The organism is Pseudomonas sp. UBA2684 (assembly GCA_002354655.1).
Lineage (GTDB): Bacteria > Pseudomonadota > Gammaproteobacteria > Pseudomonadales > Pseudomonadaceae > Aquipseudomonas.
In genome coordinates, this window is the sequence record DELY01000058.1 from 85,168 (window position 1) to 87,534 (window position 2,367).

Annotated in this window: 2 protein-coding genes; both read left to right on the forward strand. The window is 65.5% G+C overall.

What is annotated here, in order from left to right; translation table 11 throughout:
- Positions 1–453: 453 nt before the first annotated feature.
- Positions 454–1,134, forward strand: coding sequence for a Fe2+-dependent dioxygenase (locus tag B3M58_RS21795; RefSeq protein ID WP_296222422.1), 681 nt, complete (start codon positions 454–456; stop codon positions 1,132–1,134).
- 11 nt (positions 1,135–1,145) lie between these two features.
- Complete coding sequence (locus B3M58_RS21800) at positions 1,146–2,255, forward strand: alpha-hydroxy acid oxidase (protein WP_296222424.1); 1,110 nt, start codon at positions 1,146–1,148, stop codon at positions 2,253–2,255.
- Positions 2,256–2,367 lie beyond the last annotated feature (112 nt).

Genomic DNA, 2,367 nt, shown 5'->3' on the forward strand with positions numbered 1-2,367 from the left:
GGCTAAAGCCGCTCCCACGTGACGGCTATCTGCATCAACAGTTAACGGGTACATAGCGTTTTTATTGGCTCTGTCTCAATCGCGTATTGCAGGGGCATCAGCCGTAGGTTGGGGCGGGACGCGACGAAGCCCAGCGATCCTGCCTCAGACTGTTGGGCTTCGCTCCGCTCAACGTCAACCTACCCGCTATGCGCCAGAGCATCGGACTGCAGCCGCGCAATTTGATCGGCGCTGCAACGCTTTTCGTGGCTAAAGCCCCTTCCACGCTGAACGAACCGGCCATACACCTTGGCGGCTAAACCCAATACACGCGGCGGGGCGTTTTTATTGCGCAGGAGTACATGACGCGGCGTGTGGCGCTGTCATAGTTCGGTCGAGCTATTTAGAATCATTTGCAACTGATTAGGGGTGAGCCGCCACGCGGCTGTTCACCGGTTGAGGAGACGCGTGACCATGATGCTGACAATCCCCAATATCCTCACGCCGGAGCAACTGCGCCAGTGCCGTGCGGCGCTCGAGCAGGCGGCCTGGCAGGATGGCAAACAGACCGCCGGGCATGTTGCGGCGCGCGCCAAGGACAACCAGCAGTTGGCCCAGGATGATCCGCTGTCGGTACAGATTGGCGACTTCATCCTCGAACGGCTTGGCAGCGAGCCACGCTTTATCGCCGCGGCCCTGCCATTGAAGGTGCTGCCGCCGCGCTTCAACCGCTACAGCGCTGGCGGCACCTACGGCAATCACATCGACAACGCGATTTTCAGCGTGCCGGGGACCTCGCATCGGGTGCGCAGCGATCTATCCGCGACGCTGTTTTTCAGCGAGCCAGAGGAGTACGACGGCGGCGAGTTGGTGGTCGAAGACACCTACGGCAGCCACCGGGTCAAACTGCCGGCCGGGCAACTGGTGCTCTACCCCGGCAGCAGCCTGCACCGCGTCACCCCGGTGACCCGCGGCACGCGCCTGGCAGCGTTCTTCTGGATTCAGAGCCTGGTGCGCGAAGACAGCCAGCGCAGCCTGTTGCTGGAGCTGGACAACGCGGTTCAGGCGCTCACCGCCGAGGTGCCACAGAGCCCGGAGCTGGTGCGCTTGACTGGCGTGTATCACAACCTGCTGCGCCAATGGGCGAACACCTGAGGACGACTGACATGCTCCTGCCACCCCTGACGCAGATCCCGCCCACGATTGCCGCTGTCAGCGATTACGAGCCGTTTGCCCGCGCGCGCATGAGCGAGCAGGCGTGGGCCTACATTGCCGGCGGCGCGGCGGACGAGCTGACCCTGCGCGACAATATCGCGGCCTTCCAGCGTCTGCGCTTGCGCAGCCGTGTGCTGGCGGACCTGAGCGGCGGCACGACTCGCCTGCAGTTGTTCGGTCAGACGTTCGAGCACCCGATTGTCCTGGCGCCGGTGGCCTATCAGAAGTTGGCGCATGCCGATGGCGAGTTGGCCACGGTCCTGGCGGCCGCGGCAGTGCAGGCGGGGATGGTGGTCAGTACCCAGGCCAGCATCGAGTTGGAGGCAATTGCCCGCGAGGCGCAAAGCCCGCTGTGGTTTCAGCTGTATATCCAGCACGACCGCGATTTCACCCGTGACCTGGTGCGGCGCGCGGAAGCGGCGGGCTACCAGGCGCTGGTGGTGACGGTGGATGCGCCGGTCAACGGCGTGCGCAACCGCGAGCAGCGCGCCGGCTTCGTGCTGCCGGCCGGTGTCGAGGCGGTCAATCTGCGCGGCATGCGCCCCTTGCCGACCGGCAGCGCGCAGCCGGACGGCGGGCTCTTGCTCGGCGGCCCGCTGCTGGCGGCGGCGCCGACCTGGCAAGACCTGCGCTGGCTGCGTTCGCTGACGCGTCTACCGGTGCTGCTCAAGGGCGTGATGACCGGCGAAGACGCCCGGCGCGCGCTGGAGGAAGGCGTCGACGGCATCATCGTCTCCAACCACGGTGGCCGTACCCTGGATACCCAGCCGGCGACCATCAGCGTGCTGGCGGAGGTCGCAGCGGCGCTCGAAGGACGCGTACCGCTGTTGCTCGATGGCGGTATTCGCCGTGGTAGCGACGTGTTCAAGGCCCTGGCCCTGGGCGCCGATGCGGTGCTGGTGGGACGACCTTATATGTTCGGGCTGGCCGCTGCGGGTGCGGTGGGCGTTGCCCATGTGGTGCAGATGCTGCGCGCCGAGTTGGAAGTGGCCATGGCCTTGACCGGCTGCCCTGATCTGCGCGCGATCGGGCCCGGCTCGATCAGCCCGGCACACGGCTAACAGGCTCCCGGGTTGCCGAGACTGCGTTAAAAACGGCTCGGTACCCGTTAACTGTTGCTGCGGATCAACCCCTCAGCGGCTTTAACCGTGGAAAAGCGCCAGGTTTGGCAGC

Excerpts from the sequence above, each read along its gene's own strand:
- B3M58_RS21795 (WP_296222422.1), top strand. The coding sequence starts at position 454 with ATGATGCTGACAATCCCCAATATCCTCACGCCGGAGCAACTGCGCCAG.
- B3M58_RS21800 (WP_296222424.1), top strand. The coding sequence starts at position 1,146 with ATGCTCCTGCCACCCCTGACGCAGATCCCGCCCACGATTGCCGCTGTC.